The 25,131-nt window shown below is 62.6% G+C and carries 23 protein-coding genes; 11 read left to right on the top strand and 12 right to left on the bottom strand.

Features of this window, described 5'->3' with window-relative positions; genetic code table 11:
* A complete protein-coding gene (locus tag BN9444_RS07665; protein ID WP_082750207.1) occupies positions 1-1,863 on the bottom strand; it encodes an acetolactate synthase large subunit in 1,863 nt (620 codons plus the stop codon).
* Between the two features lie 370 nt (positions 1,864-2,233).
* Here BN9444_RS07665 and BN9444_RS07660 point away from each other — a divergent pair, with 370 nt between their 5' ends.
* The 3 genes from BN9444_RS07660 to BN9444_RS07650 all read left to right on the top strand — a co-directional run bounded on the left by BN9444_RS07660 (position 2,234) and on the right by BN9444_RS07650 (position 5,923).
* The gene (locus BN9444_RS07660; protein ID WP_066493399.1) at positions 2,234-2,716 is read left to right on the top strand and encodes a PH domain-containing protein; all 483 of its coding nucleotides are present in this window, start codon (positions 2,234-2,236) and stop codon (positions 2,714-2,716) included.
* A gap of 29 nt (positions 2,717-2,745) precedes the next feature.
* Positions 2,746-4,599: a dihydroxy-acid dehydratase gene (gene ilvD, locus BN9444_RS07655; protein WP_068801703.1), complete on the top strand. Its 1,854-nt coding sequence runs from the start codon at positions 2,746-2,748 to the stop codon at positions 4,597-4,599.
* Between the two features lie 76 nt (positions 4,600-4,675).
* Positions 4,676-5,923 carry a glycosyltransferase family 87 protein gene (locus BN9444_RS07650; RefSeq protein ID WP_068801702.1) on the top strand — a complete coding sequence of 416 codons (1,248 nt, stop codon included), beginning with the start codon at positions 4,676-4,678 and terminating at the stop codon, positions 5,921-5,923.
* On the opposite strand, the gene BN9444_RS07645 is transcribed toward BN9444_RS07650, so the two are convergent.
* The 3 genes from BN9444_RS07645 to BN9444_RS07635 all read right to left on the bottom strand — a co-directional run bounded on the left by BN9444_RS07645 (position 5,887) and on the right by BN9444_RS07635 (position 7,761).
* Entirely contained in the window at positions 5,887-6,198 is a 312-nt protein-coding gene (locus tag BN9444_RS07645; RefSeq protein ID WP_066509565.1) for a transcriptional regulator, read from the bottom strand. The two genes, BN9444_RS07650 and BN9444_RS07645, sit on opposite strands and share 37 nt — an antisense overlap.
* Positions 6,198-6,647: a hypothetical protein gene (locus tag BN9444_RS07640; protein WP_141759184.1), complete on the bottom strand. Its 450-nt coding sequence runs from the start codon at positions 6,645-6,647 to the stop codon at positions 6,198-6,200. The genes BN9444_RS07645 and BN9444_RS07640 overlap by 1 nt, the downstream gene beginning before the upstream one ends.
* Before the next feature lie 199 nt (positions 6,648-6,846).
* Positions 6,847-7,761, bottom strand: a complete 915-nt coding sequence (locus BN9444_RS07635) for a DoxX family protein (RefSeq protein WP_068801701.1) — start codon at positions 7,759-7,761, stop codon at positions 6,847-6,849.
* Between the two features lie 161 nt (positions 7,762-7,922).
* Between BN9444_RS07635 and BN9444_RS07630 the strand changes: the two genes are divergently transcribed.
* Positions 7,923-9,029 (top strand): glutathione S-transferase family protein, encoded by a 1,107-nt coding sequence (locus tag BN9444_RS07630; protein WP_066493378.1) that lies wholly within the window; start codon positions 7,923-7,925, stop codon positions 9,027-9,029.
* A 3-nt stretch (positions 9,030-9,032) separates the two neighbouring features.
* Here BN9444_RS07630 and BN9444_RS07625 read toward each other — a convergent pair whose 3' ends face one another.
* A complete protein-coding gene (locus BN9444_RS07625; protein WP_066493433.1) occupies positions 9,033-9,881 on the bottom strand; it encodes an ArgP/LysG family DNA-binding transcriptional regulator in 849 nt (282 codons plus the stop codon).
* Positions 9,882-9,951: 70 nt separating this feature from the next.
* On the opposite strand from BN9444_RS07625, the gene BN9444_RS07620 reads away from it, so the two are divergent.
* The gene (locus BN9444_RS07620; protein ID WP_068801700.1) at positions 9,952-10,626 is read left to right on the top strand and encodes a LysE/ArgO family amino acid transporter; all 675 of its coding nucleotides are present in this window, start codon (positions 9,952-9,954) and stop codon (positions 10,624-10,626) included.
* Positions 10,627-10,690: 64 nt separating this feature from the next.
* On the opposite strand, the gene BN9444_RS07615 is transcribed toward BN9444_RS07620, so the two are convergent.
* From BN9444_RS07615 to gatB, 4 genes are all read right to left on the bottom strand, one after another.
* The gene (locus BN9444_RS07615; RefSeq protein ID WP_068802171.1) at positions 10,691-11,716 is read right to left on the bottom strand and encodes an aldo/keto reductase; all 1,026 of its coding nucleotides are present in this window, start codon (positions 11,714-11,716) and stop codon (positions 10,691-10,693) included.
* A gap of 75 nt (positions 11,717-11,791) precedes the next feature.
* Entirely contained in the window at positions 11,792-13,189 is a 1,398-nt protein-coding gene (locus tag BN9444_RS07610) for a YkvI family membrane protein (RefSeq protein ID WP_066493374.1), read from the bottom strand.
* Positions 13,190-13,820: 631 nt separating this feature from the next.
* Positions 13,821-14,873, bottom strand: coding sequence for an NAD(P)-dependent alcohol dehydrogenase (locus BN9444_RS07600; protein WP_068801698.1), 1,053 nt, complete (start codon positions 14,871-14,873; stop codon positions 13,821-13,823).
* A 100-nt stretch (positions 14,874-14,973) separates the two neighbouring features.
* Positions 14,974-16,479 (bottom strand): Asp-tRNA(Asn)/Glu-tRNA(Gln) amidotransferase subunit GatB, encoded by a 1,506-nt coding sequence (gene gatB, locus BN9444_RS07595; protein WP_068801697.1) that lies wholly within the window; start codon positions 16,477-16,479, stop codon positions 14,974-14,976.
* Between the two features lie 182 nt (positions 16,480-16,661).
* On the opposite strand from gatB, the gene BN9444_RS15555 reads away from it, so the two are divergent.
* From BN9444_RS15555 to BN9444_RS07585, 3 genes are read left to right on the top strand one after another with little or no spacing between them, the layout of a single operon-like run.
* Positions 16,662-16,865, top strand: a complete 204-nt coding sequence (locus BN9444_RS15555) for a Wadjet anti-phage system protein JetD domain-containing protein (protein ID WP_082723344.1) — start codon at positions 16,662-16,664, stop codon at positions 16,863-16,865.
* Positions 16,866-16,875: 10 nt separating this feature from the next.
* The gene (locus tag BN9444_RS07590) at positions 16,876-17,601 is read left to right on the top strand and encodes a hypothetical protein (RefSeq protein ID WP_068801696.1); all 726 of its coding nucleotides are present in this window, start codon (positions 16,876-16,878) and stop codon (positions 17,599-17,601) included.
* Positions 17,602-17,618: 17 nt separating this feature from the next.
* On the top strand, positions 17,619-18,413 hold the full coding sequence (locus BN9444_RS07585) for a DUF4261 domain-containing protein (protein ID WP_066493358.1): 795 nt from the start codon (positions 17,619-17,621) through the stop codon (positions 18,411-18,413).
* Positions 18,414-18,416: 3 nt separating this feature from the next.
* Here BN9444_RS07585 and BN9444_RS07580 read toward each other — a convergent pair whose 3' ends face one another.
* The 3 genes from BN9444_RS07580 to BN9444_RS07570 all read right to left on the bottom strand — a co-directional run bounded on the left by BN9444_RS07580 (position 18,417) and on the right by BN9444_RS07570 (position 21,990).
* The gene (locus BN9444_RS07580; protein WP_068801695.1) at positions 18,417-19,409 is read right to left on the bottom strand and encodes a bile acid:sodium symporter family protein; all 993 of its coding nucleotides are present in this window, start codon (positions 19,407-19,409) and stop codon (positions 18,417-18,419) included.
* Between the two features lie 123 nt (positions 19,410-19,532).
* Positions 19,533-20,564 (bottom strand): 6-phosphofructokinase, encoded by a 1,032-nt coding sequence (locus tag BN9444_RS07575; protein WP_066493356.1) that lies wholly within the window; start codon positions 20,562-20,564, stop codon positions 19,533-19,535.
* A gap of 25 nt (positions 20,565-20,589) precedes the next feature.
* Entirely contained in the window at positions 20,590-21,990 is a 1,401-nt protein-coding gene (locus tag BN9444_RS07570) for an MFS transporter (protein ID WP_068801694.1), read from the bottom strand.
* Between the two features lie 59 nt (positions 21,991-22,049).
* Between BN9444_RS07570 and BN9444_RS07565 the strand changes: the two genes are divergently transcribed.
* The 3 genes from BN9444_RS07565 (at position 22,050) to BN9444_RS07555 (ending at position 25,127) form a co-directional block, all read left to right on the top strand.
* Positions 22,050-22,373 (top strand): hypothetical protein, encoded by a 324-nt coding sequence (locus BN9444_RS07565; protein WP_066493352.1) that lies wholly within the window; start codon positions 22,050-22,052, stop codon positions 22,371-22,373.
* A 113-nt stretch (positions 22,374-22,486) separates the two neighbouring features.
* Positions 22,487-23,524: an ABC transporter substrate-binding protein gene (locus BN9444_RS07560; protein WP_066493351.1), complete on the top strand. Its 1,038-nt coding sequence runs from the start codon at positions 22,487-22,489 to the stop codon at positions 23,522-23,524.
* Between the two features lies 1 nt (position 23,525).
* Complete coding sequence (locus BN9444_RS07555; RefSeq protein ID WP_068801693.1) at positions 23,526-25,127, top strand: ABC transporter permease; 1,602 nt, start codon at positions 23,526-23,528, stop codon at positions 25,125-25,127.
* Positions 25,128-25,131 lie beyond the last annotated feature (4 nt).

The raw sequence follows: 25,131 nt of genomic DNA, 5'->3' as shown, positions 1-25,131 counted from the left end.
TTAAGCCTCCTCCAGGGCCTCGTGGATTTCGGCGGGTTCTTCCGCCGCGGACGTGTTGTCATCAAAGAGCGGTCGCAGACCCAGCGCGTACTGAATCTCCTCGTTCGAAGCTCCTCCCGCAATCATCGGCCACACCTGTGCGTCCTCGCCGACAATGAAGTCGATGACAACGGGGCGGTCATTGATAGCGCGGGCGCGCTCAATAGCGGGCACGACCTCGTCCTCAGTAGTCACGCGAATCGCCTCGCAGCCCAATGCTTCCGCCAACTTCACAAAATCCGGCAGGTAATGGTCGGCCTCGCGCAGCTTGGTATGCGAGTAGTGCTCGTCGAAGAAGAGGGTTTGCCACTGGCGGACCATGCCCAAGTTGCCGTTATTAATCACGGCAACCTTCAACGGGAAGCCTTCCACCGCGGCGGTGGCCAGCTCTTGGTTCGTCATCTGGAAGCAACCATCACCGTCAATAGCCCAGACTTCCTTCTCCGGCATGGCGGCCTTGGCGCCAAGTGCCGCTGGCACCGAATAGCCCATCGTGCCCGCACCGCCCGAGTTGATCCACGTGCGCGGATTCTCGAAGTCGATGAACTGCGCCGACCACATCTGGTGCTGGCCCACGCCAGCGACGTAGATAGCCTCCGGCCCGACGGTCTCCGAGAGCTTCTCCAGGACGAACTGCGGGTTAAGCTTGCCGTCCGCGGTGGGCTTCCAGCCGCGCGGGAAGCGCTCCTTCATATCCTCCAGGTACGCAATCCAATCCTCGATGTCCGGCGGGTTGAGCTTCGCCTTGCCTTGGTACGTCTTCGTCATCTGCAGCAGCACCTCGCGGGCGTCACCCACAATCGGGACGTCAACCTCGCGCAGCTTACCCACCTCGGCTGGATCGATATCCGCCTGAATAACCTTGGCGCCCGGCGCAAAGGTGTTCAAGTCGCCCGTCACGCGGTCGTCGAAGCGCGCGCCAATAGTAATAAGGAGATCCGCACGCTGCATGGCGGCCACAGCCGGCACCGTACCGTGCATGCCTGGCATACCCATGTGCAGCGGGTGCGAGTCCGGGAAAGAACCCAGCGCCATGAGCGTCGTCACCACCGGAATGTCCGTGTACTCCGCGAACTCCAGGAGCTCGCGGTGCGCGTTGGCCTTAATGACGCCGCCACCCACGTACAGCACCGGACGCTCGGACTTCGCAATGAGTTCGACCGCCGAAGAAATCTGACGCGGGTGGGGCGTCGTGGTCGGCCTGTAGCCCGGCAAGTCCAGCTGCGGCGGGTAGGAATAATCGAGGTAGCCGTTCTGGACGTCCTTGGGAATGTCGACGAGGACAGGACCCGGACGCCCCGTGGCGGCAAGATGGAAGGCCGCGACGATGGCCTCCGGGATCTCCTGCGGATCCGTGACAATGAAGTTGTGCTTCGTAATCGGCATGGTCACGCCACGGATATCCGCCTCCTGAAAAGCGTCCGTGCCCAGCAGGCTCGAGCCCACCTGGCCGGTAATGGCGACGATGGGGACCGAGTCCAGGTTCGCATCCGCAATCGGGGTGACGAGGTTGGTCGCGCCCGGGCCGGAGGTCGCGATGCACACGCCCACCTTACCGGAGGCCTGTGCATAGCCTTCCGCCGCATGACCCGCGCCCTGCTCGTGGCGGACGAGCACGTGACGCAGCTTCGTCGAGGCATAGAGGGCATCGTACAGCGGCAACACGGCGCCGCCCGGAATGCCGAATACAAGGTCAGTGCCCAGATCTTCGAGGGTGCGGACGATGGCCTGCGCGCCAGTCATGCGCTCGGTGCTCCTTTTGGCGCCGGACGTCGACTTGGCGAGCGAAGCCGGGGTCGGCGACGGTGATGCTGCCACGGTCAATTACTCCTTGGGGTCAAAGCTTGTTTATTTTTACGGTGCCGCGGGTATGGCGCCGTGCGATCTGTGAAGGATGAGGGTGGTCCTCCAACAACAAAGCCCCCGTCTCAGTTGCGGTGTGTGCAACTGGCGAGGGCGCTTGCTCTAATCAACGACAACTTATGCCGTTGCGGCAGGCGCCGCGTCCGGTACTACAAGCTGAAGTCGAATAATGATCATGGTTTCTATCTTACACTCGATAGGCTATCCCGCCACTTGATACCCCCATTCCATACATTGAAACCCATATCTCGCGAGGTGAGCCGGATTTCTCACACTCGGTCGGTCGCCCCCGTTACACACCTCCCCGCCGTGTCCACTAGTGTCTACTGACATGAATGCGCACACCTTCAGGCCGGATCGCACCCATATCCTCGCCATTGTGCTCATTGCGATGATCGCCATCATCGGCATCGCGTGGGCACCGCTCCAACTCGGTTGGCTGTTGATCTTCCCTGTCCTGTGGATCTGGTGGGTTCTCAAAGCCCACACCACAGTCTCCGAAGACGGCATTGATATTGGCTACGCCTTCCGCGGCAACGTGCACCTCGACTGGGATAACTTCCGCGGCATCGGTTTCAAGGGTTCCCGCACATTCGCTTCCGATGCCGCCGGCAAGGACCACAGCCTGCCCGGCGTCACGTTCAACTCGCTGCCTAAACTTTCCGATGCCTCCCGCGGCCGCATCCCCGACGCTCTCACCGCCGGCCAGTACGCCGCTGAGGAAAAGGTCGTCATCATCCACCGCGACGGCGAGCAGATTCTTCTCACCAAGGAAGAATTCGCCGACTACAAGCGCACGCACCCCGACGCTTAAACCCACCCGACCATAAACAAGGACTCCCCATGTTTCCCCTGCGCTCCAAAGTAACCACCGTCGGCCGCCAGGCCTCCGGCGCCCGCGCCCTGTGGCGCGCCACCGGGACCAAGGAACACGAGTTTGGCAAGCCGATCGTCGCCATCGCCAACTCCTACACCCAGTTCGTTCCGGGCCACGTCCACCTCAAGAACGTCGGCGACATCGTGGCCGAGGCCGTCCGCGCCGCGGGCGGCGTGCCCAAGGAATTCAACACCATCGCCGTTGATGACGGCATCGCCATGGGCCACCAGGGCATGCTCTACTCGCTGCCGTCGCGCGAGATCATCTCCGACTCCATTGAGTACATGGTCAACGCGCACACTGCCGATGCCCTCGTGTGCATCTCCAATTGCGACAAGATCACCCCGGGCATGCTCAACGCAGCACTCCGTCTCAACATCCCCACCATTTTCGTCTCCGGCGGCCCGATGGAGGCCGGCAAGGCCGTCGTCGTCGACGGCGTGGCACATGCACCCACCGACCTCATCACCGCCATCAACGCGACCGCCAACGAACAGGTCTCCGACGAAGGGCTGACCGCCATCGAGGCGGCCGCCTGCCCGACCTGTGGCTCCTGCTCCGGCATGTTTACCGCGAACTCCATGAACTGCCTCACCGAGGCCCTCGGCCTCTCCCTGCCGGGCAACGGCACCACGCTGGCCACCCACACCGCTCGCCGTTCGCTTTTTGAGAAGGCCGGCGCCACCATCATGGATCTGTGCCAGCGCTACTACGGTGAGGAAGACGAGTCCGTCCTGCCGCGCAATATCGCGACGAAGGAAGCCTTCACCAACGCCATGGCGCTCGACATGGCCATGGGCGGTTCTACCAACACCATCCTCCACACGCTTGCCGCCGCCCAGGAGGGCGAGGTCGACTTCACCCTCGAGGACATCAACGAGCTGTCCTACAAGGTGCCGTGCATCTCCAAGGTGGCCCCCAACGGCAACTACCACATCGAGGACGTCCACCGTGCCGGCGGCATCCCCGCCATCCTCGGCGAGCTGCGCCGCGGCGGCTTCATCGACGAGTCCGTCCATACCGTCGCCTACGACACGGTCGACGGCTGGCTCAACGACTGGGACATCCGTGGCGGCAAGGCCATCGATGAAGCCACCGAGCTCTTCCATGCAGCCCCTGGCGGCGTACGCACCACCGAGCCCTTTTCCCAGTCCTCCCAGTGGGAGAACCTCGACACCGACGCGGAGAACGGCTGCATCCACTCCGTGGACCACTCTTTCTCCTCCGACGGCGGCCTCGTTGTCCTGCGCGGCAACTTGGCCCCCAATGGCGCCATCGTCAAAGCCGCCGGCGTCGACGAGGAACTGTGGAAGTTCTCCGGACCTGCCCGCGTGGTCGAGTCCCAGGAAGAAGCCGTCTCCATCATCTTGAAGCACGAGGTCCAGCCGGGCGACGTCATCGTCATCCGCTACGAGGGCCCGGCCGGCGGCCCGGGCATGCAGGAAATGCTCCACCCGACTTCCTTCCTCAAGGGCTCCGGCCTGGGCAAGGCTTGTGCGCTTATCACGGATGGCCGTTTCTCCGGCGGTACCTCCGGCCTGTCCATCGGCCACATCTCCCCGGAGGCCGCCCACGGCGGACTCATCGGGCTGGTCGAAAATGGCGACACCATCACCATCGACATCCACGAGCGCAAACTCACCCTCGAGGTCGATGAGACCGTCATCGCGGATCGTCGCAACGCCCAGGAGTCCCGCGAGAAGCCCTGGACTCCGGTCAACCGCGACCGCCAAGTGACCAAGGCGCTGCGCGCCTACGCCAACATGGCGACTTCCGCTGACCGCGGCGCCGTCCGCGTTATCGACGGCTTCGTCAACTAGGCATATCGACCCTCCTGTTGCCCCGACAGGAGGGCTTCGCCGTTTTCACGCGCGGATGGCCTAGAGTTATCTAGCGATGAAACTGCTTGAGAATCCCGCCTTCCGCCTCACCCTCGCCGTCCTCGGCGCGCTGGGTGGCCTCGCCACCATCATTCAGCACGTCCTCGTGACGGACTTCCCAGTGGACATGATCATCTACCGCGAAGGTGTGAAGGCCTTCCTCGACGGCCGGTCCGTCTACGCGGAACCCATGATGGCTGGCGACCTCAAGCTGCCATTTATTTACCCGCCCTTCGGCGCGCTGTTCATGGTGCCACTCACCATCTTCTCCGGCATCACGGATTCGATGGCCGGCGACATCATGATCGTCATTTCGGACCTCGCGATCCTCGCCTGCCTCTTCGGTATCTTCCGCGCCGTGACGAAGCGCAGCGACATCTGGTGGGCCATCCTGCCCGTCTGGGCCCTAGGCCTTAACTTTGAGCCCGTCCGCCTCAACGATGGCTTCGCCCAAATCAACATCGTGGTCATGGCGCTCGTCGTCGCCGATCTTGTTCCCCGCAAGCGCTTCCTCCCCCAAGGCTGGCTCATCGGCGTCGCCGCCGCTATCAAGATCACGCCGCTGGCCATCCTGCTCTACTTCCTGGTCTGCAAGGAATGGAAGCCCATCCTCACCGCAGCCGCCTCGGCCGTCATCGCGACGCTTATCGCCGCCGCGGTGCGCTGGCAAGTCTTCGTCGAGTTCTTCTCCACCAAATTGCTGCAGATGGGCTCCGGCGGCGACTTCGGCGTGGGCACGGACTACCAGTCCAACTCCTCGCTCAAGGCCGTCATCCAGCGTCTGTTTACCTCCAAAGAGGCCGCCGAGGCCCACGGCACGCTTATCAACCTCCTGTGGCTCGCCGCGGCGCTGCTCACCGTCGTCCTCGGTGCGCTGCTCATCCGCCGCCTCGTCCACCGCGGCTGGGACACCGAAGCCTGGATGACCGCCGCCGTCGTCATGCTGCTCATCTCCCCCGTCTCCTGGTCCCACCACTGGGTATGGCTCGCGCTCATCATCCCGGTACTCTTCTACCGCGTCTGCGAAACCCGTACGTGGCTTACCGGCGGGCTCATGGCCGTCCTCGTCGCCTGGGCCGCCATGCTGCTCACCGTCCCGCCCAAGTGGTGGTTCGGCGACCAAATCGACGTCTACGACATGCCCTTCTTCCAGAAGTTCCTCGTCGATGACTTCGTGTGGCTGGCCGTTATCGCTTTCACGCTCTTCGCTCTGTGCTTCGCCCGCACTCAGTCCCCGACCATCTCGCGCAGCGCCGCCAAGTGACCCTCGAACGCCGACTTTCCGGCCGTGGTGAGCATGACCCACACGGTGTCCTTACCGCGCGAGGAGCCATACTCACGAAAGCGTGAGACATAACCATGGTCCTCGAGCGTGCCCAGCTGCTTGGACAGCGTCGCATCCGAGATCCCTACCTCATCACGCAGCGCCGCGAACTTCATCTCCTTGCGGACCTGCCCCTCAACCGCCCCAAACGCGTTGAGCGCCGCGCAGATTTTGAAGCGATTGAGCGGGTGAATGACCGGATCAAGCGCCGCCATCACTGCACTCCGGGGTTCATCAACGCGCCGCTGCGGAGCATCCAGGCACTATGCGCCGTAGCGCACGCCCCGAAGAGAACGCACGGCCACACCGGCATGGGATCAAAGAAGTTATTGATGAGGTCGACGAACAACGGCCACAACATGAAGCTGAGGGCCGCGTAGAAACTCTTGCTCACCTTCGGCTGCGTAAACGGATCCTGGCGCATAGCCGGGCGCACCTTGGACAGACGGGCAATCTGCCACGCCAGGACGCAGAGAACTACGAACAACCCTCCCATCGTGAGAAAGCTCTGCCACCCTCCTCGGTTCAGTGCAAGAACGAAAATGGAAACGCCGTAGACAAGGCCAAAGAGCACCGCCATCCACACCGGCGCGGCGGTCGTCCGATGTGCCTTTTCCTGAACTCCGGCCTGGTATTCCAGGGCCTCACGAACTTCATCGTTCATCATTCCTCCTTGTTTTCCTCTGTGGAAATTGTTTCATTTTCCACTCTGGAAAGCAAGAGGGTGATTAGCCAAAACCCCCGAATAAGGTCGAGAATTTTCGATTTTTCGCCGCCTATTCGGACGTTGTGGCTAAGCAAGACAAAGCAAAAGCCCGCCGCAGCGAACTGCGACGGGCCTTGAAGGGGACACGGCCAAGCTTTTAGCTCAGCGGATTAACCCCAGCGCCGAACCACCAGGCGACGACGAGGATAGCGATACCAATGACGACGAAGATCCAGGACGAGGCCAGCGGGCGGCGAGCCCAGGAGCGACCAAAGTCGAAGGAGATAACGCCCGGGCCGGTGAACTGCAGGGCGAAGGCTACCAGCAAGAGGACGATGGACAGCCACATGGCGTCCGGCCAGTTGAACAGGTTGAGGCCAGCGCTCGACTGCGTAAGCTCATGAATGGCAGCAAAGCCGGTGACAACCAGGCCCAGCATGGATGCCAGCGGGGTGACCAGGCCGAGCAGCAGGAAGACGCCGGCGATGAGCTGGAGCGTCGGCACCGCGATGGCGAGGACCTGCGGCAGGGCGTAGCCAGCGAACGAGGTCTCCAGCTCGGAAAGCCCCTGGGCTTCACCGAGGCCGAAGAAGGTGCCAACACCGGCGACGATGAGGTACAGGGCCAGCGCGATACGGACGAAGAGGAGGCCGAAGTCGAGGGTGCCGCGGCGGGGGTCAGCCTTCCGCTGCTCACGCTTGGCACGGGCATCGGCAGCCTTTTGCTCCTCCGGGGTCAGACCCTCCTCCGCCTCAGCGACGGCGACGGGCGCGGCGTTCGTATTCGGGTCGAAGTGCTGGGTAGGGGCGGCCATGTCAACCGTCTCGTTGCGCACCTCAGCGGGCTTGGAGTAATCCTCGGAAGTCTGCGCGAACTGCGTGGTCTCCGCCGGGGGCTGCTTCTTTGCGGCCGAGTCAAAGCTAATGGTCTCCGGCGAGCCTCCCACCTGCTGGGGCTGGGCGCGGTCGCCGAAAGACTTGCTCGCAGGCGAGGAGCCGGTGCTCGGGCTATAGGTCGGGACGTCGACGTCGTCGAAGTCGCGTGCGTTATCGGGCCTGTTTTTGTCGGTCATACTTTCCGAATGTAGAGCAGTTCCTGGGAGTTTGCCGTGGGGCGCGCCGATTGTTACCGAGGCGTTGTTTTGCACGACGGGAAAGCTCGGACTATTCTAAGGTTAAATATTTTGTTGACACATGCACAACTTTAGGCGCAACTTTAAGGCAGGGACCCGCAATGGCCACTCAGGACACCGCAACGGATTGGGCCGGCGACGCGCGCAATGCCTCTCCGGACGGCGAATTCGTCCGCGACACCACCTACATCGAAGACCGCATCTCCCCCAGCGTCTCCGAGCCGACCGCACAGGACGACGGCACGTTCTTCTGGCCCATGGAAGCCGGCCACTACCGCCTCGTCGCGGCACGCGCCTGCCCGTGGGCACACCGCGCCGTCATCACCCGTCGACTCATGGGGCTCGAGGACACGCTCTCGCTCGGTCTAGCCAGCCCGACACACGACGTGCGCTCCTGGACCTTCGATCTGGATCCCGGCGAGGTCGATCCGGTACTCGGTACGAAGCGCCTTCAGGAGGCCTACTTCAACCGCTTCCCCAACTACCCGCGCGGCATCACAGTGCCGGCCATCGTGGAGGAATCCACGAAGCGCGTGGTGACGAACTCGTACAACACGATCGTCCGTGACTTCATCACGGAGTGGACCGACTTCCAGCGCGCGGGCGCGCCAGATCTCTACCCCACTCAGCACGCCGAGGAGATGGAAAAGCTCAACGAGTACATCTTCCACAACATCAATAACGGCGTATACCGCGCTGGTTTCGCGGGTTCCCAAGAGGCCTATGAGAAAGCCTACAACCAACTCTGGGAGGCGCTCGACTTCGTTGAGGAGCGCCTGGGCACGCAGCGCTACATGGTGGGCGACCACATCACGGAGACGGATATCCGTCTCTTTGCCACCCTCATCCGCTTCGATCCGGTCTACTACGGCCATTTCAAATGCTCACGCGAGAAGACGGCAGAAATGCCGAATATCCGCGGCTACCTGCAGGAGCTGTTCCAGATCCCGGGCTTCGGCGACACCACCGACTTCACCGAGATCAAGCAGCATTACTACATGGTGCACACGGAGATTAACCCCACCAAGATCGTGCCCGTTGGTCCGGACATGTCGTGGCTGGCGCAGCCGCACGACCGCGACCGCCTCGGCGGTGCCCCGTTCGCTGAGGGCACCACGTTGCCCGGCGCGCTTCCCGCCGGCGAGCACATCAAGAACCCGGAGCAGTTCCAGATTGATCTCTTCGGTCCCGCCGTCGCAGGCAAGTAACGCCTAACGCAGTTCTGCCGCAGCCTCGTGCACAAACTCGGTGAGCTTATCGAGCATCTCCGAGTCCAAGCGCCAGCGCTGCCACCACAATTCCAGGTCGAGATGCACGTTGTCGAGGACGACGAGCTCGCCGCTTTCTAGAAGCGCCTCGGCCTGGATTTCTGGGATCATGCCCCAGCCCAAGCCAACCCGCACGGCTTCGTTGTAGGCATCGATGGCAGGCACGAAGTTACGCCGTCCGCGCATCTCCCGCAGCTCCAGACCCAACCCGCGGAGCGTCGATTTCAGCACGGGGTCCTGCTTGCTGTATAGCACCATCGGCATTTCCTCCCACGCGCGCTTATGCAATCCCGGCGAGGCCATCGCGTAGTAGCGCATGGTCCCCAGCCGCGACGCCTCGCAGCCTGCGACCGGAGTATGTTCACTCGTCACGGCGCCCAGCACGTCGCCGCGGCGCAGCATGCCCAGCGTTTCCGTCTCGTCTTCCACGCGCAGCCGCAACGTCGCACCGCCCAGCCCTGCCACCTTCCCGATGACCGGTTGAAACCACGAATGCAGGCTGTCTGCGTTGACTCCCACCGATAACGGAATAGAACGCACTCGCGCATCAAGCTGCGCCTGCGCCTCCGCCTGGACCAACGCGATCCGTCGCGCGGTCTGCACGAGGATTTCGCCCGCCTCTGTGGGTTCGACCGGCGTCGTGCGTCGCAGCAGCACGCGTCCTGTATCGGACTCCAACGCCTTGATGCGCTGGCTTACCGCCGAGGGTGAAATCCCCAGCACCGCCGCCGCCACTTCAAAGCTGCCTTCTTCCACGATGGCAAGCAGCGTATCCACCTGTACCTGGTTCATGAAGCTCATCTTAATCGAATGAAGGAGATGTAAATGGACTTCATATAACCCCCGTACTACTTTTCAAAGCATGTCAATCCTCGTCGCCGGTTTCGCCCTCGGTCTGTCGCTTATCATCGCCATCGGTCCCCAGAATGCCTACATCATCAAGATGGGCATTAAACGCAACCATATCGGCGCGATTGTGCTGGCCTGCGCACTCTCCGACGTCATCCTCATCCTCGCCGGCACCGTCGGCGTGGGTTACCTCGTGGACCGCCATCCCATGGTCCTCACAGTCCTCAAGTACGCTGGCGTTATCTACCTCGCCTATTTCACGTACCTCTGCTTTCGCGACGCCTTCAAGCCTCAGGGCGACACCCTCGTCATTGAGCACACCGAGCCTTCCGATGCCCCCTCCACCTCCCCCAATTCTTCCTCCGCCGTCCAGACCCTGGTGCGCACCGCTCCGGCTGCGACCTGGGTCAAGCCGGTCCTCGGCGCCATGGCGCTCACGTGGCTCAACCCCGCAGCCTATGTGGACACGCTCGTCATGCTCGGCGGTATCGCCAACCAATACGGCGAACAAGGCCGCTGGGTCTTCGCCGCCGGCTCCATCTGCGCGTCCTTCTGCTGGTTCCCCCTGGTCGGCTTCGGATCCCAGCGCTTCGACCACGTCCTCGCCCGCCCCAACGTGTGGCGCGGCATCAACTTCGCGATTGGCTGCGTCATGACGGGGCTCACCCTTAAGCTGCTGCTGCACTAAGCACAGATACAAAGAAAACAGCCCCGTCATGCACGATCGAGCTTGTGCATGAGAGGGTGACTGTTTACTTCTCGTCGTTCGTTACGAGAGCTGAATCGATGGCCTCCAGCTCAGCGTCGCTGAAGTCGAGGTTATCGAGTGCGTGCAGGTTCGACTCGAGTTGGGCGACACTCGAGGCGCCGTTGACGACCGAGGTGACGGTCTGTTCGCCGCGGTCGCGCAGAATCCAGGCCAGTGCCATTTGTGCCAACGTTTGGTCGCGTTCACCTGCAATGTCGTTGAGTGCACGCAGGGAGGTTAAGGCGGCATCGGAAAGCCAGTCTGCCTCAAGCGCACCGTTGCCGGGAGCGCGGGCGATACGGGAGTCCGCGGGGATGCCGTCGAGGTAGCGATCCGTGAGAAGCCCCTGCGCCAGTGGCGAATAGCAGATGACGCCCAAGCCTGCGTCGGCGGCGACCTCGAGGAGGCCATCCTCCTCCACCCAGCGGTCGAGCATGTTGTAGCGCGGCTGGTGGATAAGGAGCGGGCAGCCTTCCTCCTCCATGAAGTCCGCGGCCTCGGCCGTGAGCTCCGCGTCGTACTTGGAGATTCCAACGTAGAGGGCCTTGCCCGCCGCCACGATGTCGCGCAGGGCGCCGAGAGACTCCTCGAGTGGGGTCTCGGGGTCCGGGCAGTGGTGGTAGAAGATGTCCACGTAGTCGAGGCCCAGGCGGCGCAGCGAGGCGTCGAGGGAGCTCACGAGGTACTTGCGCGAACCGCCTGTGCCGTAGGGCGAGGGGTTCATCTCAAAGCCCGCCTTGGTAGAGATAATCATCTCGTCACGGTGGCGCTGGAAGTCCCTGGCGAAGTGGCGTCCGAAGTTCTCTTCGGCGGCGCCGGGACCGGGACCGTAGTTATTCGCAAGGTCGAAGTGCGTAATGCCTTGGTCGAAGGCCGCGCGAAGGATGGCGGCTTGGGCGTCGAGGGTGGTGTCGTGGCCGAAGTTTCGCCACAGGCCTAAAGACAGGGCCGGGAGTTTGAGGCCGGAGGTGCCAACCCGGCGGTAGGTCATGTCGTCATAGCGGTCGGCGGCGAGCGTGTAGTCATCCATGCTGCCCATTGTGCCCTTATATGCGAAACGACCGCAGGGCCCATGCTTGGGAACCCTACGGTCGGCCTCTAACGACTACTTGGAAGCAGTCGGCTCTTCGTCGATGTTCTTGACGGTGTCCTCGAGGAACTCCGCGATTTCTTCGTCGGAACGTCCTTCCTCAACGCCGTCGAGTTCGGTGTAATCCGTGACATCGTGGGCATCCTCGTCGAAATCGTCGAGGGAGAAATCAACGTCCTCATCGGCATCGAGCTTCTCCGTCACCTCGGTGACGAGTTCTTCGTAAAGGGCCTCGTCCTCCATGTTGGAGTCGACCACATGCTGGCCGATTTCTTCGTCGAACTTCTCGTCGTATTCCTTATCCGGGTGCAGCTTGAGCGCGAGCAACGCACGGATGCGGTCGCGGCGAATGGACTCGTCCTGAATCTTGGACAGACCACGGAGCCACGCGGCGACAAGGACGGCGACCATGACGATGCCCAAGTAGCCAAGGACCGGGTAGACGGAACCCATGAGCTCCTTGAAGCCGACGAAGGAGAAGGCGAAGCCAACCAGCGTGCCTACGATAAAGACCGGACGGTAGAGGTGCGGGCGCGTGGAGGTCAGGCGCTTGCCCAGCGCGTAGAACATGCCGATGGCCGTGTTGAAGATCATAAGGTAAATGGTGATGGCCATCAGCAGACCCAGCGTGGGGTTGATCTCGTTGACGAGGGTGAGCATCGGGATATCCGAGCCCGCGGCGTCCGGACGCATGAGCAGCACGAATCCGGCGATGCCCATGAGGATGGCATAGGAGATGCCACCGATAAGGCCGCCCCAGCCTGCCTCGCGCGGGCTGATGTTGTCGCCGCCAATGACGAGAGACATGGACACGGCGAGGATGAGCGCAAGACCGCAGTAATTGAGCGCGGAGACCAGCCAGTTGTTAATGGGGCTTTCCGTCTGGGCTGCGATATTCATCGACTCGACCGGATCGGCCGGCATATTCAGCAGGGCGTGAATTCCTACGCCGAGGACCGCGATGATGATGAGCGGGGTAAGCGCACCGATAACCTGCGAGACCTTGTCAACGTCGAGCATGCCCGCGACAAGGACGAGGACGACCATGATAGCCGAGCCTATCCACGCGTCAATGCCGAATTGCTGGGACAGGTTCGAGCCCGCGCCGGCGAGCATGACCAAGCCGACGGCGAACAGCGTGAAGATGACGCAGACGTCAAGGAACCGCGAGATAATCGGGTGCGTGACGTGGCGGAATACGTCCGAGTGCGCCGAGGCATGGAAGTACGAACCCAGCTGGAGGAACACCGTGCCGGCCAAGGCCATGATGAGGCCTGCGACGATGATGCCCCATACGCCGCTCACACCAAAGGACGTGAAGTACTGGACCACCTCCTGTCCCGTGGCGAATCCAGCGCCGACGAGCAAGCCGACGAATGATAATGCGATACCGATTGTCTTGTTAAAAGACACGTTTTCCTTTAGTTGACAGCAGTTCTCCATGCACTCACACCGCACCCCTCGGCGGAAGGCAATCGCCATCCACAATACCCCCCCGGCTACTCCCCCGCGCCGGTTGTGGAATGGTGAGATTTCCTGCATCTATGCACTAGCGTGGGGTAGACCACGATTCTCTGGCTTGGATGAGGCGACTCGCGGCTGTGGGTTCTATCAATTCAGGCCACGCTGCACGGGCCGAAACAATAAGAACCCACAGCCAGCTTTCAGCCGGGCGCGCATTGCCTCCTTGGCTTTGGGTTTATGGCGCTTCGGGCCTTCTCACGACGTCCAAGGCGCCATAAACCCAAAGCTAAGCCGACGCAGGCTGAGAGGCGACCGAAAGCGTCGCGGACGCTTTGGCGGAAGCCCTCGACGCGAGCGGCGCGTTCGGCCTTTACGCTCCTCGCGAAGTCGGTATCGAAAGCCGCGAGGGCCTTATCGAGCGGGGCATCGGACTTTTCCTTCGCGAGAGCCATCTCAGCGAGGACGGACTCCCCTGCTTTGTTGAAATCCTTCAGCACATGGTGCGACAACTCCACGGTACGTCCGGGCAGCTGTGAAAACGCAACACGCCCGGCCGGAGCCGGGCATGAGCGTGGAATTCTTAGGCGTCGAAGGTGGAGGTGTCGATGACGAAGCGGAACTTCACGTCACCTTTCACCACGCGGTCGTAGGCGGCGTCGACGTCGTCCACGCCGATCTTCTCGATGACGGCGCCGATGCCGTGCTCGCCGCAGAAGTCGAGCATTTCCTGGGTCTCGGCGATGCCGCCGATGTTATTACCGGTGAGCACCTTGCCGCCGCCGATGAGGCGGTTCATGCGGATGCCCATCTCCTCCGGCGGCAAGCCCACGACGGACATGATGCCGCGCGGCTTGAGCAGGCCCAGGTACTGGTCGAGCGAGTACGGCGCGGAGATGGTCGACAGGATGAGATCGAACTCGCCACGGTGGTTCTTGAAGAAGTCCGGATCGTCGCCCGAAGCCAGAAGGCGGTTGGCACCGAGCTCCAGGGCTTCCTTTTCCTTGCGAGTCGAGCGCGAGATGACGGTGACGTCCGCGCCCTTGGCCGCGGCGATCTGCACGCCCATGTGGCCAAGGCCACCCAGGCCCACGATGGCGACTTTCTGATCAGGCTTGACGTCCCAACGGGCCAGCGGCGAGTAGGTCGTAATACCGGCGCAGAGCAGCGGTGCGGCGTGATCGAAGTCGATGGAGTCCGGGATGGTGCACACGAAGTTCTCATTGACGACGACCTTCTGGGCGTAGCCGCCCTGAGTAATCGTGCCGTCGACGTCCTCCGAGTTATACGTGCCCACGTTGCCGTTGAGACAGTTCTGCTCCTGTCCGTTACGACACTGCTCGCACTCACCGCAAGAGTTGACGAGGCAGCCCACGCCGACGCGGTCGCCGACCTTGAACTTCGTCACGTTCTCGCCGACGGCCGCGACGACGCCGGCGATCTCGTGGCCGACGGTAAGCGGGAAGTGCGCCTCGCCCCACTCGTTGCGAATGGTGTGGATATCGGAGTGGCAGATGCCCGCAGCCTTGATGTCGATGACGACATCGTCAGCGCGCGGGTCGCGACGCTCGATGGTCGCGACCTTAAAGGGGGCATCAGGAGAGGTCTTTTGGAGGACCTTGGTAGAAATTGTCATGCAATCGAGGGTACAGAAATAGCCTGTGACCTCGCATAATGGAAAGTGTTCCCAATAAAAATGCCACCGCCGCAGCGGTGGCACGGGAAAGCTCTACGCTTTAAGCCAGCTTCTTCGCGATGAGCTGGTTGACCTGAGCCGGGTCAGCCTTGCCGCGCGTGGCCTTCATGACGGCACCGACGATGGCGCCGGTGACCTTCTTGTTGCCAGCCTTGTACTTCTCGACGATGTCCGGGTTGGCGGCAAGTGCCTCGTCGACAGCGGCCTCGATGGCACCGTCGTCGCGGACGACCTCAAGGCCGCGAACTGCGACAACCTCGTCGACGTCGCCCTCGCCGGCCAGGACGCCGTCGACGGCCTGACGGGCCAGCTTATTGGTGAGCTTGCCCTCGTTCACAAGAGCGATGACGCGGGCAACCTGGGCCGGGGTGATGTCCAGGGCGGCGAGCTCCGTGCCGGCCTCATTAGCCTTACCGGAGAGGTAAGAGACCCACCAGGAACGGGCCTCGTCCGGCTTCGCGCCAGACTCGGTGGTGGCGATGATGAGGTCAAGTGCACCGGCGTTAACGAGGTCGCGCATCTCCTCGTCCTTGAGGCCCCACTCTTCCTGGATGCGGGCGCGGCGGATCCACGGCATCTCCGGAAGGGTCTTGCGGACTTCCTCGACCCACTCGCGGGAGACCTTCACCGGCGGGAGATCCGGGTCATTGAAGTAGCGGTAATCCTCCGCCGTCTCCTTCGGACGGCCCTTGGAGGTCGTGCCGTCGACCTCCTGGTAGTGGCGGGTCTCCTGGTCGATGGTGCCGCCGTCTTCGAGGACCTGCGCCTGACGCTGCATCTCGAAGCGCACGGCCTGCTCGACGGAGCGCAGCGAGTTGATGTTCTTGGTCTCGGTACGAGTACCGAACTCCTCCTGGCCGATAGGGCGCAGGGAGAGGTTGGAGTCGACACGCATGGAACCCTGGTCCATGCGGGCATCGGAGACGCCGAGGGCCGCGACGAGCTCGCGCAGGGCGCCGACGTAGGCCTTGGCGACCTCGGGGGCACGTTCGCCCGCGCCGATGATCGGCTTGGTCACGATCTCAATAAGCGGGATGCCTGCACGGTTGCAGTCCACGAGCGAGGAGGTTGCGCCGGAGATGCGGCCGTCCGCGCCACCGATGTGGGTGAGCTTGGAGGTGTCTTCCTCCATGTGGGCGCGCTCGATTTCCACGCGCCACTCGGTGCCGTCCTCAAGAACGACGTCGAGGTAGCCGTCGTACGCAATCGGCTCATCGTACTGGGAGATCTGGTAGTTTTTCGGCTGGTCCGGGTAAAAGTAGTTCTTGCGCGCGAAGCGGGAGGACTCTGCAATCTTGCAGTTGAGCGCCAGGCCAATCTTCATGGCTCCCTCGACGCCATCGTGGTTGACAACCGGCAACGCGCCCGGCAGACCCAGACAGACCGGGTCCACGTTGGAGTTCGGGGCCGCGTTGAAGTTCGTGGCGGAGGTAGAGAACATCTTCGTATTCGTGTTGAGCTCGACGTGGACCTCCATGCCCATCACCGGTTCAAACTTTTCGAGGACCTCGTCGTAGTCCATCAGGTCATACATCGCAGCAGTCATGGGGGCTATCTTAATACGTCGCCCGACGCGAGGCGCCATGCGGATCGAACTTCGAACACAGGTCCACTTCTCTGCTTATTCCGCTGCCTCATGTCGGCCCCCTCCGATAGTCTCATCTTCATGACGCTAAGCACAGGAAACATTGCCGCGACGGCGAATGTGCACACCCTGACTCGTCTCAAATTCGACTCCTCTGCCTAGGACATCTAGCGCTCGCCGTCGAGGAGCCCCGCCCCTCCACCTCCGCCCTCACCCACCTCACGCCCGCCGAGCACCACTGCCTCGACTGGCTCACCGAGCATTCCTCCACCGGGTGTCTCCGCATTGAGCAGGAAAGAATTACCTTTGACCACGCGACGGCTGCATTACAGGCGCTCTTCGCATAATCTGGGCGCCATGGAACCGCGCCTCGCTTTGGGTCTCTACCCCACTCTGCCCACCCTCGACCAGATCAGTGAAAGGCTGAACGCTCTCGACGCCCAGCTTCTCGAGCTTCCCGCGGAGGTCGAGGAAGGCACCGGCCTCTTCTCCCTCGTGGAGAACGACTACCTCGTCCTTATCCGGCGCACGGAGTCCGTCCTCCCCGACGCGCAGACCGGCCACCCGTTGCTGGCACGCGCCAGCGCCCCGCACCTTAAAGACGCCACCGGCATGGTCGTCGTCATCACCTACGCCACAGAGAACCTCGCGGTCAGCCCCGTCGAGTTCGCCCATATCCACGCGCGCCTCACCGCCGCGCTCGTTCCCGACGCCCTCGCCATTCACAACACGGGCGCGGCCGCCACAGTCGACGCCGACGTCTTCCGAGCAGCCGTTGACGAGGGCCCGCTGTCCTACGCACTCGCCCCGGTCTGGCTCTACGAGGAAGACGGTCGCTACGGCGCTTACACCATGGGCCTGCACCGCTACGGCCTGCCGGAGCTCCAGGTCGCGCCCGGCAGCACCGGCCCCATGGAGCTCTTCCAAGGCCTCACCCAGCTTGCCGATGCCGCCCTGTCCCCCAATCCCCCAACCGCCGGCGCCACAGTGCTTCTGGCCGAGGGCGAACAGCCCCGCACGCTCGTCGAGTCCACGTGGGTCGTGGGCAAGGACGTCCCTGCTCTTACTCTGCCCGCCGTCTAGCTTCGAAGGAATCCGCCGTGCCTACTCCCTTTGCCGTCAACCGCGCCCACCTCGCCCGTCAACGCTTTACGCTCGTCCTCCTCGACAGCGAGGCCGACGTCATGATGAAGATCCGCACCGCGCTCTCCAACTACTTTGGTCCGCGCCTCGGTTCCTTCACCCCGGCGCCCAAGGATGACGGGGCCTTCTCCGTGGCCATCAACAACGTGGCCACCATCGCCTTCGCGCAAACTGCCGGCACGATGGTGGGCGAGTCGGCTCCCATCGCGCACCCCATTCTCACGGGAAGCTTTGATCCGACGAAGGTACGCTCCATCGTAAGCATCGCCCAGGTCGAGCCCGCGCTTCCTGGCACAGACAACGAGTCGCGCGAGGGTGTCTTCGCCCAGCTGCGCATCCTCGCCGAGGCCACCGCGGCGCTCTGCACGCTGCCCGGCGTCGTGGGCGTACGCAACGATCTGGGCCGCGTCATCGCCCAGCCCGATATCTATGCCGAGGCCGTCGCGCGCGACGAAGCCCCACACTATCTCGCCACGGCATGGATCACGCCCGGCGAGGGCCGCACCATCAACGCGGGCACCGTGGGCATGCCGGCCCTCGGCCACCCGGAAATCCAGATTCAAGGCTTTACCGGCGACCCGACGGACCTCTACTACCGCATGGCCAACCTCATCGACTACGCCGCCCGCGGCCCGCTACTCAAGCCCGGCGACACACTCTCCTTCGGCGAGGGCCAGCCGCCCATCAGCATCACCGAGGCCACGAACTTCGTCTCTTCTGACATCCCTACCGTCGAGGTCCACCTGACCTAGGGCCTAGGCCTTGCGCGCGTCCGACCAACGACAGCCTGCTGCCAACAGTGCGCCGGACAGGTTGTGCCACACGGAGAACACCGCACCCGGCAGCGCCGCCAGCGGATTCATGTAGGCGCTCGCCAGCGAGGTCGCCAGACCGGAGTTCTGCATGCCCACCTCAACCGCCATCGTGCGGCGCACCGTCACCGGCTGGCCGGTGAACTTACCTGTGAGGTAGCCCAGCAAGTAACCAAAGCCGTTATGCAGGATGACGGCCGCGAGAACCAGCGCACCCGCAGTCGCGATATTGTCGTGCGCGCCGCCCACCACGATGCACACGATAGCTGCGATCGCCGCCACGGAGATCCACGGCAACGCTGCCTGGATCTTCTCCACGATCTTCGGGACGAGCATGCGCACGAGCAGACCGCCGACGACCGGCACCAGCACGACTTTGACGATGGACATGGCCATCGAGCCCGCGCTCACCGGCATGTACTCCCCCGCCAGCCACAGCGTGAGCAGCGGCGTCAACACCGGCGCGAGCAGCGTCGAGATGGATGTCATCGTCACCGACAGCGCAACATCGCCACGGGCTAGGTAGGACACGACGTTGGAGCTCGTACCGCCAGGCGCACAGCCCACGAGGATGACGCCCGCCGCGATACCCGCCGGCAGGTTCAGAACTTTGACGACGACCACAGCGACCAGCGGCATGATGACGAACTGTGCGACGACGCCGATGAGCACCGGCAGCGGACGCTTGGCCACCACTACGAAGTCGACGGGACGCAGCGTAAGACCCATGCCAAACATGATGACGCCCAGCAATGACGTGACCCACGACGCGAACGAATGCGCAGTATCGGGCGCGAGGTAGCCCACGATGCCGCCAATAATCACGAGCACCGGGAAACCGAGCGCGGCAATAAGCGCGGCACGGTCCTGCGCTGCCGTCGTCTGCGTCGCCGGAGTGGCCGCGGCGACCTGTCGGGAATCACTCTGCGTGCTCATGGAATGAACACTAGCGCCCATAGGTTGAGAAATCAATCTCACATTTTGGAACATGACCAAGCAGACATGCACAAGGCCGCCTGAGAAAATCCTCAAGCGGCCTTCGACGAAGCTGTGAAATGTTTATCCGAAAAGCGCACGCGCCGTGGCATAGCGGCCATTCGGCACGATCTTCAGCTTGCCCACTGCGTCTTCGAGCGGAACGAGGTCGATGTTCTCACCGTGGAGCGCAACACACATACCAGACTCGCCGCGGTGTGCGGCGCGCGCAGCGTGAACGCCATAGCGCGTCGCCAAAACGCGGTCGTACGCAGTCGGGGTACCACCGCGCTGGATGTGGCCAAGCACCGTGGTACGCACGTCATAACCCGTACGCTTGTGAATCTCGCTGGCAATGACCTGGCCAATGCCGTTGAAGGTCTGGTGGCCGAACTGGTCAACGCCGCCTTCCTGGAACTCCATCGTGCCTTCCTTGGGCAGAGCGCCCTCGGCCACACAGATGATGCCGTACTTCTCACCCATCTGGAAGCGGCGTTCCATCGCCTTCGTAATATCCGCGATATCGAACGGCTCCTCAGGAATCACGGTGTAGTGCGCGCCACCGGCCATGCCGGCATGCAGCGCAATCCAGCCCACGTGGCGGCCCATAACCTCGACGATGAGGATACGATTGTGGGACTCTGCCGTGGTGTGCAGACGGTCGATGGCGTCCGTCGCAACGGAAACCGCGGTATCGAAACCGAAGGTGTAGTCGGTGGCGTTGACGTCGTTGTCAATGGTCTTCGGAACACCGATGACCGGGATGCCATTGTCAGAAAGGAACTTCGCGCCCTTGAGCGTGCCTTCACCGCCGATGGCAATGAGCGCGTCTACCTCAGCGTCAGCCATGTTGGCCTTTATCTGGTCGATGCCCGCCTTAAACTTATCCGGGTGCAGGCGGCCGGTACCGAGGATGGTACCGCCGCGCAGGAGGATACGGTCGATTTCCGCATCATCATAGAGGTCACGGCGGTGGTCTTCCATGAGACCAACCCAACCGTCCTCGTAGCCGACGACGGTGTCGCCGAACTCGTTGGAGGCGGTGCGCACGACGGCGCGAATAACGGCATTGAGACCGGGGCAATCGCCACCGGAGGTAAGTACTGCAAGGCGCATAGATTCCAACTTACCGCGCTGGCGCCTATCGTGCAGCAGCTGCCAACGTGTCTCTGAAGAACAAGGATGCGATAAGTCCCACAACCAGCGCCGCGACAATGACGAACAGCGAGTTCGCCATGCCGCCAGAGCCCTCCACCGACTGCACGACCGCGGACACCGCTGACACGCCAATCACGGAGCCCACCTGCCGCGAGGTGTTGTAGACACCCGAGGCCGCGCCCATGAGCGGCGCCGGAGTATCGCGCATCGTCGTCGCGGCATTCGAGCCCCAGATAAAGGACTGCCCGACGCCCAACAGCGCCATGGGCACGCACAGCCACCATGCCCCAGCGTCAGAGCGCATCAACACACAAATCCCAATGAGCGTTCCGATCAGCACTACGAAACCGGTCGTGGCGAGACGCCGCGGATCCACCTTGTCAGCCAGTGCGCCCGCCATCGGCGACACTGCCAGCGAGATAATCGCCATCGGCGCGACAATCATGCCCGCCGTGCCAGCGCCCAGGCCCTTGACCTCCTGAAGCCACATCATCACCGGCAGCATCATCGACGCCACCATGAATCCCATGGCCACAATCGCCAAAGACCCGGCCGAGTAGTTACGGTCGTTAAACAACGGCAGAGGCACGAGCGCCTCGGTACCGCGCTTCCCTGCCGTCGACTGCAGCCACACGAATGCCACAAGCCCGCCGATGCCCACGGCCATCAGGCCCCAGACCCAGCCAGCCCAGCCGGTCCCCGGGCCTTCCTGGATGCCGTAGACAAGTGCCGCAAGCGCCACGAACGAGACCGCGACGGACGCGTAGTCCATCCGGCGCGCCGTGGTCGCCAGCACTGGGACCCAGCGCTGCGAAAGCACGATGGCCGCAATGACAAACGGGACGTGCACCCAGAACACCGCCTGCCAGCCAAAAGCGCCCACAACGAAACCACCAAGCAGCGGGCCCGCGAGCGACGCGACGGAGCCGATGATCCCCCACGCGCCAAGCGCATGCCCGCGGCGCTCGCGCGCAAAGATGCGGTTGATAACGGCCATCGTCTGCGGCATCTGCAATGAAGCACCGAGTCCCTGCAGCCCTCGCGCCGCGATGAGAAACCCGATATTAGGCGCCAACGCGCAGGCCAGCGCACCGACGCCAAACAGGGCAATACCGAACTGGAACATCTTCTTTTGTCCATAGATATCGCCCAAGCGCCCGGTAAAGAGCAGCGGGGTCACGACGGCGAGTAGATAGATGGAACTCACCCACATCACCTGACCCACCGTTGCCTCAAGTCCGTGCTGGATGCCCGGCAGGGCGACCGCAATCATCGACTGGTCGAGCAGCGAGACGAAGAATCCCAGCGAAAGCGCGAACATCGCACGCCACGCGTCGCGTTCCGGTGGGACTTCAGAGTGAGAGGCAAATGTGGGCACGGTCATAGCCCGCGAGTCTAGCGAAGCCGCCCCAAGTGGTCGCGGCCGCGCCTACACTGTGTGCCATGGGATCCATCGACATTAAGAAACCGCAGACCGTCTCCACCGCCACCACCGTCGCCTTCGGCCTCATCGGCGGTTGGCTCACCGCACGCGAAACCGGCATCCGCCCGCTCGGCGGCGTTGTCCTCGGCGCCGCTGGTCTCTGGGCCGGCCGCAGCTGGCTCGCCAAGACCGATCCAATCACCACCACGGCGCTGTCCGCCATCTATCTTGGTGCCTTCGGCGCCTCACACCCGCTGGCTAAGAAGATCGGTGCGTGGCCAGCTGTCCTCGCCGTCACCGGTGCTGCCGCTGGCGCTGCGTACTCCCTGTCCGACATTCGCTAGCTAGGTAACACGAATTCATCCATAATTCATACGGTCGCGAGCCACTGTTCACCTTCACGGGGTTTGATCTTTGAGTCATTAATCTCGACTATCACTCTCCCTGGAGGATTTTCATGTCTATGCCTCGCTTCCTGACTGCCTGTGCGGCCTTCTCAGCCGTCACCTTGTTAGCTTCCTGCGCAGAACCTGCGTCCGAAAAAGGGGTATCGGATAACTCTGCAGCAAGTGGTGAGAAGACAACCATCACTGTCTACACATCAGAGCCGGAAGAAAAGGTCGACGAAATCAACGCGGCGTTCATGGAAGCCAATCCCGACATCGAGGTGGAAGTCTACCGCGCGGGTACGGGCGACCTTAACGCGCGCATCGCCACGGAGAAGGAATCCGGCGACATCGGCGCGGATGTCTTCTGGGCTGCCGATGCCGCCACGTTCGAAAAGTATGCCGAAGCCGGCGATCTCGCGGAACTCACCGACGTCGATGCTGAGCCAGTTATTGACCAAGCCAAGGATTCGAAGAACCTCTACGTGGGCACACGCATTATCCCCACGGTTATCGCGTACAACACTGATGTCATCGACGAAGCAGACGCACCCAAGTCCTGGGCAGATCTCACAGATCCGAAGTACAAGGACAAGCTCGTCATGCCGAACCCAGCCGTCTCCGGCGCGGCAGCCTTCAATACTTCGGTATGGAAGAACGACCCGGCACTGGGCGAGGAATGGATCACCAAGCTGGGCGCGAACGCTCCGATGATTGCCGAGTCCAACGGCCCGGCTTCCCAGGAAATCGCTTCCGGCTCGCGCCCGGCTGGTGTGGTCGTGGATTACCTCATCCGTAACCTCGCTGCCGACGGCTCTCCGGTGGAAACCGTCTACCCCACCGAAGGCGTTCCCTATATCACGGAGCCCGCTGGCGTTTTCGCAGACTCTGAAGCCAAGGAAGCCGCCCAGACCTACATCAACTTCCTGCTGAGCGAAGAGGGCCAGAAGCTCGCCGTCGAGCAGTCCTACCTGCCGGTGCGCCAAGACGTTGGCACCCCGGAGGGTACCCCGGAGCTCAAGGACATCAAACTCATGGATCAGGATCTGAAGACCATCACCGGCGATAAGGATGCCGCGGTTGAGCTCTTCCAGAATGCTGTGAAGTAACGTGCGCTCTTCCGTATCGCTGTTGCGGGGCGGGGTGTGGCTGATAGTCCTCGGGCTTTTCGCCACACCTCTCGCGTTTGTCGTATCCCTTGCGATGGGCGGCAACCAGATCCCGCTGCTGTTTGATCAAGGGCTTGGTCAAGCCGCCTGGAACTCACTGTCTTCAACAGTGCTTTCCGCTGTCGGGGCCGTGGTTATAGGCACCATCATCGCTATTCTTCTTGACCGTACTGATGCGGCGGGTTCCAGTGTTCTCCGCCTGTTCTTGCTTTCCCCATTGCTTGTTCCGCCGTTTATTGGCGCGATTGCGTGGATGCAGCTCTTCGGGCCGGCACAGGGCTTCAACAAGATCTTCGACCATGATGTGTGGAATATCTATGGCGCGGACGGCGTGACCTTCCTGCTCATGGTTCATTCCTATCCCACGGTCTATGTCATTGTCTCCGCGGGTCTGCGTTCCATTCCCGCCGATCTTGAGCAGGCCGCGCGCGTCGCAGGCGCTTCGACGTGGACCGTGCTACGCACCATCACATCGCCACTGCTACGTCCCGCGTTGCTCTCAGCATTCACGCTCACTGCCGTTGCCAACCTCGCTGACTTCGGCATCCCCTCCATCCTCGGTTCGCCTGCCCGCTTCGAGACCCTGGCCACGATGATCTATCGCTTCATGGACTCCGGAACCGTGGACAATCCACTCCAGGTGGTCTGTACCGTCGGCGTGGTTTTGCTCTTCCTCGGTCTGGGGGCGGTCATCGCTGATTACCTCGTTGCTATGTGGGCGGCGTCCAAGCTGCAGGACACGGGCACGTCACACCGCTTCCGGCTGGGCGCGGCGCGTTGGCCCGTCACTCTCGTCGGCTGGGTGGTTGGACTCGCAGTTACGCTCGGGCCCATCCTCGGACTCGCCTACCGGGCTCTGCTCCCGGCCCCAGGCGTGCCGTTTACGCTCGACACCATCTCGCTCAGCAACTTCTCCAAGGCGCTGTCCAATCCCCGCGTCATCGATGGATTCACCAACTCCGCTCTGCTCGCACTCGGCGCCGCGCTCATCTGCGGCGTGCTGGGCTGGCTCATTGGTCTACTTGTCACGCGCACTCGGTTGTTCGGCAATACCGCGATGACGCTGCTCGTGCTGCTTCCCACGGCGCTGCCTGGCCTCATCATCGGCGTCGCCTGGCTCATCGTCGGGCACTACACCGAGCTCTACAACACCGTATGGATCATCCTGCTTGCCTATGTCTGTGCGTTCACGGCTCTGGTGCTACAAGCGGTGCGCGCGCCGTTACAGAACACGCCTGTTGCCGTCGAGGAGGCCGCTCGCATCTCCGGTGCTGGACCAGTTAGGGCTCTTTTATCCACCACAGGCGCCATGGCGATTCCTGCCGCGATCTCCGGCGCCGTCCTCGTCGCCATCACTGCGGTACGCGAGCTCACAGTGTCCATTCTGCTCATCTCACCTGGTACCACCACTCTGGGCGTGCAGGTATTCAACCTCCAACAGGCCGGCAATTACAACCAAGCGTCTGCGCTCTCGTTGCTCTTCGCACTCATCGGCGTGGTCGGCCTCGCGCTCACCATCCGTCCGCCTCGTCTGAAGAACTAGGACA

Origin of the sequence: Corynebacterium phoceense, from assembly GCF_900092335.1 — a bacterium.
Classification (GTDB): Bacteria; Actinomycetota; Actinomycetes; order Mycobacteriales; family Mycobacteriaceae; genus Corynebacterium; species Corynebacterium phoceense.
The sequence above is the reverse complement of the archived record's forward strand: the minus strand, read 5'-3'. Positions and strand labels throughout refer to the sequence as shown.

Excerpts from the sequence above, each read along its gene's own strand:
- BN9444_RS07660 (WP_066493399.1), top strand. The coding sequence starts at position 2,234 with ATGAATGCGCACACCTTCAGGCCGGATCGCACCCATATCCTCGCCATT.
- ilvD (WP_068801703.1), top strand. The coding sequence starts at position 2,746 with ATGTTTCCCCTGCGCTCCAAAGTAACCACCGTCGGCCGCCAGGCCTCC.
- BN9444_RS07650 (WP_068801702.1), top strand. The coding sequence starts at position 4,676 with ATGAAACTGCTTGAGAATCCCGCCTTCCGCCTCACCCTCGCCGTCCTC.
- BN9444_RS07645 (WP_066509565.1), bottom strand. The coding sequence starts at position 6,198 with ATGGCGGCGCTTGATCCGGTCATTCACCCGCTCAATCGCTTCAAAATC.
- BN9444_RS07640 (WP_141759184.1), bottom strand. The coding sequence starts at position 6,647 with ATGAACGATGAAGTTCGTGAGGCCCTGGAATACCAGGCCGGAGTTCAG.
- BN9444_RS07635 (WP_068801701.1), bottom strand. The coding sequence starts at position 7,761 with ATGACCGACAAAAACAGGCCCGATAACGCACGCGACTTCGACGACGTC.
- BN9444_RS07630 (WP_066493378.1), top strand. The coding sequence starts at position 7,923 with ATGGCCACTCAGGACACCGCAACGGATTGGGCCGGCGACGCGCGCAAT.
- BN9444_RS07625 (WP_066493433.1), bottom strand. The coding sequence starts at position 9,881 with ATGAACCAGGTACAGGTGGATACGCTGCTTGCCATCGTGGAAGAAGGC.
- BN9444_RS07620 (WP_068801700.1), top strand. The coding sequence starts at position 9,952 with ATGTCAATCCTCGTCGCCGGTTTCGCCCTCGGTCTGTCGCTTATCATC.
- BN9444_RS07615 (WP_068802171.1), bottom strand. The coding sequence starts at position 11,716 with ATGGATGACTACACGCTCGCCGCCGACCGCTATGACGACATGACCTAC.
- BN9444_RS07600 (WP_068801698.1), bottom strand. The coding sequence starts at position 14,873 with ATGACAATTTCTACCAAGGTCCTCCAAAAGACCTCTCCTGATGCCCCC.
- gatB (WP_068801697.1), bottom strand. The coding sequence starts at position 16,479 with ATGACTGCTGCGATGTATGACCTGATGGACTACGACGAGGTCCTCGAA.
- BN9444_RS07590 (WP_068801696.1), top strand. The coding sequence starts at position 16,876 with ATGGAACCGCGCCTCGCTTTGGGTCTCTACCCCACTCTGCCCACCCTC.
- BN9444_RS07580 (WP_068801695.1), bottom strand. The coding sequence starts at position 19,409 with ATGAGCACGCAGAGTGATTCCCGACAGGTCGCCGCGGCCACTCCGGCG.
- BN9444_RS07575 (WP_066493356.1), bottom strand. The coding sequence starts at position 20,564 with ATGCGCCTTGCAGTACTTACCTCCGGTGGCGATTGCCCCGGTCTCAAT.
- BN9444_RS07570 (WP_068801694.1), bottom strand. The coding sequence starts at position 21,990 with ATGACCGTGCCCACATTTGCCTCTCACTCTGAAGTCCCACCGGAACGC.
- BN9444_RS07565 (WP_066493352.1), top strand. The coding sequence starts at position 22,050 with ATGGGATCCATCGACATTAAGAAACCGCAGACCGTCTCCACCGCCACC.
- BN9444_RS07560 (WP_066493351.1), top strand. The coding sequence starts at position 22,487 with ATGTCTATGCCTCGCTTCCTGACTGCCTGTGCGGCCTTCTCAGCCGTC.